11 protein-coding genes are annotated in these 6236 nt (G+C 50.0%); 10 read left to right on the top strand and 1 reads right to left on the bottom strand.

The window, feature by feature from the left end; all coding sequences use genetic code 11:
* The 3 genes from tuf to bfr all read left to right on the top strand — a co-directional run.
* The coding region (tuf, locus tag E2L00_RS21160; RefSeq protein ID WP_167615014.1) for an elongation factor Tu at positions 1–1096 on the top strand (1096 nt) is incomplete at its 5' end.
* A gap of 148 nt (positions 1097–1244) precedes the next feature.
* A complete protein-coding gene (gene bfd / locus E2L00_RS21155) occupies positions 1245–1439 on the top strand; it encodes a bacterioferritin-associated ferredoxin (RefSeq protein WP_167615012.1) in 195 nt (64 codons plus the stop codon).
* Between the two features lie 71 nt (positions 1440–1510).
* Positions 1511–1987: a bacterioferritin gene (bfr, locus tag E2L00_RS21150; RefSeq protein WP_167615010.1), complete on the top strand. Its 477-nt coding sequence runs from the start codon at positions 1511–1513 to the stop codon at positions 1985–1987.
* Here the strand turns inward: bfr and E2L00_RS21145 are convergent.
* Complete coding sequence (locus E2L00_RS21145) at positions 1971–2483, bottom strand: prepilin peptidase (protein ID WP_167615008.1); 513 nt, start codon at positions 2481–2483, stop codon at positions 1971–1973. The genes bfr and E2L00_RS21145 overlap by 17 nt on opposite strands.
* Before the next feature lie 379 nt (positions 2484–2862).
* Between E2L00_RS21145 and rpsJ the strand changes: the two genes are divergently transcribed.
* From rpsJ to rplV, 7 genes are read left to right on the top strand one after another with little or no spacing between them, the layout of a single operon-like run.
* On the top strand, positions 2863–3174 hold the full coding sequence (gene rpsJ / locus E2L00_RS21140) for a 30S ribosomal protein S10 (RefSeq protein WP_001181005.1): 312 nt from the start codon (positions 2863–2865) through the stop codon (positions 3172–3174).
* 31 nt (positions 3175–3205) lie between these two features.
* Positions 3206–3835 (top strand): 50S ribosomal protein L3, encoded by a 630-nt coding sequence (gene rplC, locus E2L00_RS21135; RefSeq protein WP_016538466.1) that lies wholly within the window; start codon positions 3206–3208, stop codon positions 3833–3835.
* 10 nt (positions 3836–3845) lie between these two features.
* Positions 3846–4451, top strand: a complete 606-nt coding sequence (gene rplD, locus E2L00_RS21130; RefSeq protein WP_167615006.1) for a 50S ribosomal protein L4 — start codon at positions 3846–3848, stop codon at positions 4449–4451.
* A complete protein-coding gene (gene rplW / locus E2L00_RS21125) occupies positions 4448–4750 on the top strand; it encodes a 50S ribosomal protein L23 (protein WP_167615004.1) in 303 nt (100 codons plus the stop codon). The genes rplD and rplW overlap by 4 nt, the downstream gene beginning before the upstream one ends.
* Positions 4751–4767: 17 nt before the next feature.
* Complete coding sequence (gene rplB / locus E2L00_RS21120; protein ID WP_167615002.1) at positions 4768–5589, top strand: 50S ribosomal protein L2; 822 nt, start codon at positions 4768–4770, stop codon at positions 5587–5589.
* A 16-nt stretch (positions 5590–5605) separates the two neighbouring features.
* Complete coding sequence (gene rpsS, locus E2L00_RS21115; protein ID WP_001138115.1) at positions 5606–5884, top strand: 30S ribosomal protein S19; 279 nt, start codon at positions 5606–5608, stop codon at positions 5882–5884.
* A 14-nt stretch (positions 5885–5898) separates the two neighbouring features.
* Positions 5899–6231 carry a 50S ribosomal protein L22 gene (rplV, locus tag E2L00_RS21110; protein WP_002919773.1) on the top strand — a complete coding sequence of 111 codons (333 nt, stop codon included), beginning with the start codon at positions 5899–5901 and terminating at the stop codon, positions 6229–6231.
* Positions 6232–6236 lie beyond the last annotated feature (5 nt).

Below are 6236 nucleotides of genomic sequence, written 5' to 3'. Positions count from 1 at the left end.
TGCAATCACTACCGTTCTGGCTAAAACCTACGGTGGTTCTGCCCGTGCATTCGATCAGATCGATAACGCGCCGGAAGAAAAAGCTCGTGGTATCACCATCAACACTTCCCACGTTGAATATGACACCCCGACCCGCCACTACGCGCACGTTGACTGCCCGGGACACGCCGACTACGTTAAAAACATGATCACCGGTGCTGCGCAGATGGACGGCGCTATCCTGGTTGTTGCAGCGACTGACGGCCCGATGCCTCAGACCCGTGAGCACATCCTGCTGGGTCGTCAGGTAGGCGTTCCTTTCATCATCGTGTTCCTGAACAAATGCGACATGGTTGATGACGAAGAGCTGCTGGAACTGGTAGAGATGGAAGTGCGTGAACTTCTGTCCCAGTACGACTTCCCGGGTGACGATACGCCAATCGTACGTGGTTCTGCTCTGAAAGCGCTGGAAGGCGAAGCAGAGTGGGAAGCGAAGATTGTTGAACTGGCAGGCTACCTGGATTCTTACATCCCGGAACCAGAGCGTGCTATCGACAAGCCATTTCTGCTGCCAATCGAAGACGTATTCTCCATCTCCGGCCGTGGTACCGTTGTTACCGGTCGTGTGGAGCGCGGTATCGTTAAAGTTGGCGAAGAAGTTGAAATCGTTGGTATCAAAGAGACTGCCAAGTCCACCTGTACCGGCGTTGAAATGTTCCGCAAACTGCTGGACGAAGGCCGTGCCGGTGAGAACGTTGGTGTTCTGCTGCGCGGTATCAAACGTGAAGAAATCGAACGTGGTCAGGTACTGGCCAAGCCAGGCTCCATCAAGCCACACACTCAGTTCGAATCTGAAGTTTATATCCTGTCCAAAGACGAAGGCGGCCGTCACACTCCGTTCTTCAAAGGCTACCGTCCACAGTTCTACTTCCGTACAACTGACGTGACCGGTACCATCGAACTGCCGGAAGGCGTTGAGATGGTAATGCCGGGCGACAACATCAAAATGGTTGTCACCCTGATCCACCCAATCGCTATGGACGATGGTCTGCGTTTCGCAATCCGTGAAGGCGGCCGTACCGTTGGTGCTGGTGTTGTTGCTAAAGTTATCGCTTAATCGCTGATACCTTTGTATAAAAAAGAGCGCTTCGGCGCTCTTTTTTTTACATTTTTTACCGCGTCTGGCTTGCACTGAACAAGCTTGTGCTATTGTAATCATAACTATTCTCATTTACACTTTGCACGGAATTTGAACGGGAGTGCTTATGTACGTTTGCTTGTGTAATGGTGTGAGTGATAAAAAAATTCGTCAGGCAGTGCGCCAGTTTCAGCCTCAGTCTTTCCAGCAGCTCCGCAAGTTTATCCCGGTAGGGAACCAGTGTGGCAAGTGCATAAGGGCCGCGCGAGAGATCATGCAAGAAGAGTTGCTACAGATCCCGGAATTTAAAGAGATCGCTTAAGCGCGTCACTTTTTTTTGACTTACTCCATGCTACATCTACGCTTCATGTAGTGGAAGCGGAGGGAGTTAAAATGAAAAGTGATATTAAGATAATAAATTATCTCAATAAATTGTTGGGAAATGAGCTTGTCGCGATCAATCAGTATTTTCTCCATGCGAGAATGTTCAAAAACTGGGGCCTGATGCGCCTCAATGATGTTGAATACCACGAATCCATCGATGAAATGAAACACGCCGATAAGTACATCGAGCGTATTCTATTTCTTGAAGGCATTCCAAACCTACAGGATTTAGGCAAACTCCATATCGGTGAAGATGTAGAAGAGATGCTTCGCTCAGATCTCAATCTCGAAATGGAAGGGGCTAAAGATCTGCGCGAAGCCATCAGCTATGCAGATACTATCCATGACTATGTCAGCCGCGACATGATGATTCAAATCCTCACAGAGGAAGAGCATCATATTGACTGGCTCGAAACGGAACTGGACCTGATTGCTAAAATTGGCTTGCAAAACTATCTCCAGTCACAGATTAAAGAAGCCAGTTGAGATCGTTAACCTTTAAAGGGAAATGATTAAACCATCCTGTGACACCACCCGCTATCGCAAGGCAGGGCCCAAAGGGTAGCGGTGTGGTGAATAAACCATCAGAGCTTGCTCGCCAGAATTTGGTTATCCCCGCCATAACTAAACCGCATAACGCCGCGATAAGCACAAGCCACGGCAGGGTTTGCCAGCCATGCCACGCACCTAATGCTGCCAGCAGCTTCATATCTCCGTACCCGATACCTGCGCATTTTCGTACAAAAAAGTAACACCAGAACAGTGACCAAAGGCTTAAGTAACCGACGACAGCGCCTGTCACGGCTGAAGCCAGGCTATGCGGAGAAATAAAAACGTGAAATAACAACCCGGACCATAGCAGCGAATAGTTCAGGTAGTCTGGCAGTAAACGTTGCCTTACATCAATCCAGCTAAGCCGCAGCAGTAGCGCCACATATACAAATATAAAGGCCAGCGTCGGCAGGGAAGGGTGAATCACCATAGTTGCGGCTCCTGAAAAAGTTATACAACCCTACTTCAGAGCGGCAAAAAGAAAAAAGGAAGGTTCAGTAGTTTTCGGAACACCTTCCAGGGTATTGCTGACGCTTGCGATTTTTACAGGCCCGCTGGAACCCGTCACGACTTTATTGCAGAAAAAACTGTTTAATTCGTAAGCATGGCTTGCTTCATGAGCGTATTTACGTATAATGCGCGGGCCTGTCTTAATCGACGGCTGGTTCGATATGAACCCGGTAGCGATGTTGCTGCCAACAATGTCCCCAATTGGGGGACTATGTATGAACGATTACACTCTCCCATCAATCGTAATGGGTACGAGTAGTGATTTTTTTCGTCTATAAAATAATTGGAGCTCTGGTCTCATGCAGAACCAAAGAATCCGTATCCGCCTTAAAGCGTTTGATCATCGTCTGATCGATCAATCAACTGCGGAAATCGTCGAGACTGCTAAGCGCACTGGTGCGCAAGTCCGTGGTCCGATCCCGCTGCCGACCCGCAAAGAGCGCTTTACCGTTCTGATCTCCCCGCACGTCAACAAAGACGCGCGCGATCAGTACGAGATCCGCACTCACAAGCGTCTGGTTGACATCGTTGAGCCAACTGAGAAAACCGTTGATGCTCTGATGCGTCTGGATCTGGCTGCCGGTGTAGACGTGCAGATCAGCCTGGGTTAATCAGGTCATTGACGATTGAGAGGTTGAAACAATGATTGGTTTAGTCGGTAAAAAAGTGGGTATGACCCGTATCTTCACTGAAGACGGCGTTTCTATCCCAGTAACCGTAATCGAAGTAGAAGCAAACCGTGTTACTCAGGTTAAAGACCTGGCTAACGACGGCTACCGTGCTGTTCAGGTGACCACTGGTGCTAAAAAAGCTAACCGTGTAACCAAGCCGGAAGCTGGTCACTTTGCTAAAGCTGGCGTTGAAGCTGGCCGTGGTCTGTGGGAATTCCGTCTTGCTGAAGGCGAAGAGTTCACCGTAGGTCAGGATATTAGCGTTGAACTGTTTGCTGAAGTTAAAAAAGTAGACGTAACTGGCACCTCTAAAGGTAAAGGTTTCGCAGGTACCGTTAAGCGCTGGAACTTCCGTACCCAGGATGCTACTCACGGTAACTCCTTGTCTCACCGCGTTCCGGGTTCTATCGGTCAGAACCAGACTCCGGGCAAAGTGTTCAAAGGCAAGAAAATGGCAGGCCAACTGGGTAACGAACGCGTAACCGTTCAGAGCCTGGACGTAGTACGCGTTGACGCTGAGCGCAACCTGCTGCTGGTGAAAGGTGCAGTTCCGGGTGCAACCGGTAGCGACCTGATCGTTAAACCAGCTGTGAAGGCGTAAGGGGATAGCAATGGAATTAGTATTGAAAGACGCGCAAAGCGCGCTGACTGTTTCCGAAACTACCTTCGGTCGTGATTTCAACGAAGCGCTGGTACATCAGGTTGTAGTTGCTTATGCAGCTGGTGCCCGTCAAGGTACTCGTGCTCAGAAGACCCGTGCTGAAGTAACTGGTTCCGGTAAAAAACCGTGGCGCCAGAAAGGTACCGGCCGTGCGCGTTCAGGTTCTATCAAGAGCCCGATCTGGCGTTCCGGTGGCGTAACCTTCGCTGCTCGTCCGCAGGACCACAGTCAAAAAGTTAACAAAAAGATGTACCGCGGCGCGCTGAAAAGCATTCTGTCCGAACTGGTACGTCAGGATCGTCTGATCGTTGTCGAACAGTTCTCTGTTGAAGCGCCTAAAACTAAGCTGCTTGCTCAGAAACTGAAAGACATGGCTCTGGAAGATGTGCTGATCATCACCGGCGAACTGGATGAGAATCTGTTCCTGGCTGCGCGTAACCTGCATAAGGTTGACGTGCGCGATGTAGCTGGTATCGACCCAGTTAGCCTGATCGCCTTCGACAAAGTCGTTATGACTGCCGATGCAGTTAAGCAAGTTGAGGAGATGCTGGCATGATCCGTGAAGAACGTCTGCTGAAAGTACTGCGCGCGCCGCACGTATCTGAAAAAGCATCTATGGCGATGGAAAAAACCAATACCATCGTACTCAAAGTTGCTAAAGACGCGACCAAAGCAGAGATCTTAGCTGCTGTTGAGAAACTGTTCGAAGTTGAAGTTAAAGACGTGAATACCCTGGTTGTTAAAGGGAAAACTAAGCGTCATGGACAGCGTATCGGTCGTCGTAGCGACTGGAAAAAAGCTTACGTCACCCTGAAGGAAGGCCAGAATCTGGACTTCGTCGGCGGCGCTGAGTAAGTCGGAGGAGAAAAACAATGGCAGTTGTTAAATGTAAACCGACATCTCCGGGTCGTCGCCACGTTGTTAAAGTGGTTAACCCTGAGCTGCATAAGGGCAAGCCTTTTGCTCCGCTGGTTGAAAAAAACAGCAAATCCGGTGGCCGTAACAACAATGGCCGCATCACCACTCGTCACATCGGTGGTGGTCACAAGCAGGCTTATCGTATTGTTGACTTCAAACGCAACAAAGACGGTATCCCGGCTGTTGTTGAACGTCTTGAGTACGATCCGAACCGTTCTGCGAATATCGCACTGGTTCTGTACAAAGATGGCGAGCGCCGTTACATTCTGGCCCCTAAAGGCCTGAAAGCTGGCGACCAGATTCAATCTGGCGTTGATGCTGCAATCAAAGCTGGCAACACCCTGCCGATGCGCAATATCCCGGTTGGTTCTACCGTTCATAACGTAGAAATGAAACCAGGTAAAGGCGGTCAGCTGGCTCGTTCCGCTGGTACCTATGTGCAGATCGTTGCTCGTGATGGTGCTTACGTTACCCTGCGTCTGCGTTCCGGTGAAATGCGTAAAGTCGAAGCTGACTGCCGCGCAACACTGGGCGAAGTCGGCAACGCTGAGCATATGCTGCGCGTTCTGGGTAAAGCAGGTGCCTCTCGCTGGCGTGGTATTCGTCCTACCGTTCGCGGTACTGCGATGAACCCAGTCGATCACCCACATGGTGGTGGTGAAGGTCGTAACTTTGGTAAGCACCCGGTAACTCCGTGGGGCGTTCAGACCAAAGGTAAGAAGACCCGCAGCAACAAGCGTACTGATAAATTTATCGTACGTCGCCGTAGCAAATAATTTTAGAGGATAAGCCATGCCACGTTCTCTCAAGAAAGGTCCTTTTATTGACCTGCACTTGCTGAAGAAGGTAGAGAAAGCGGTGGAAAGCGGTGACAAGAAGCCCCTGCGCACTTGGTCCCGTCGTTCAACGATCTTTCCTAACATGATCGGTTTGACCATCGCTGTCCATAATGGTCGTCAGCACGTTCCAGTATTTGTTTCCGATGAAATGGTCGGTCACAAGCTGGGTGAATTCGCACCGACTCGTACTTATCGCGGCCACGCTGCTGATAAAAAAGCGAAGAAGAAATAAGGTAGGAGGAAGAGATGGAAACTTTAGCTCAACATCGCCATGCTCGTTCTTCTGCTCAGAAGGTTCGCCTTGTTGCTGACCTGATTCGCGGTAAGAAAGTGTCGCAGGCTCTGGATATTCTGACCTACACCAATAAGAAAGCGGCTGTATTGGTTAAGAAAGTACTGGAATCTGCCATTGCTAACGCTGAACACAACGATGGCGCTGACATTGACGATCTGAAAGTCGCGAAAATCTTCGTAGACGAAGGCCCTAGCATGAAGCGCATTATGCCGCGTGCAAAAGGTCGTGCAGATCGCATCCTGAAGCGCACCAGCCACATTACTGTGGTTGTGTCCGATCGCTGAGACTC

Origin of the sequence: Cedecea colo (assembly GCF_011808225.1) — a bacterium.
Taxonomy (GTDB): domain Bacteria; phylum Pseudomonadota; class Gammaproteobacteria; order Enterobacterales; family Enterobacteriaceae; genus Dryocola; species Dryocola colo.
This window is presented reverse-complemented; position numbering and strand designations above follow the sequence as displayed.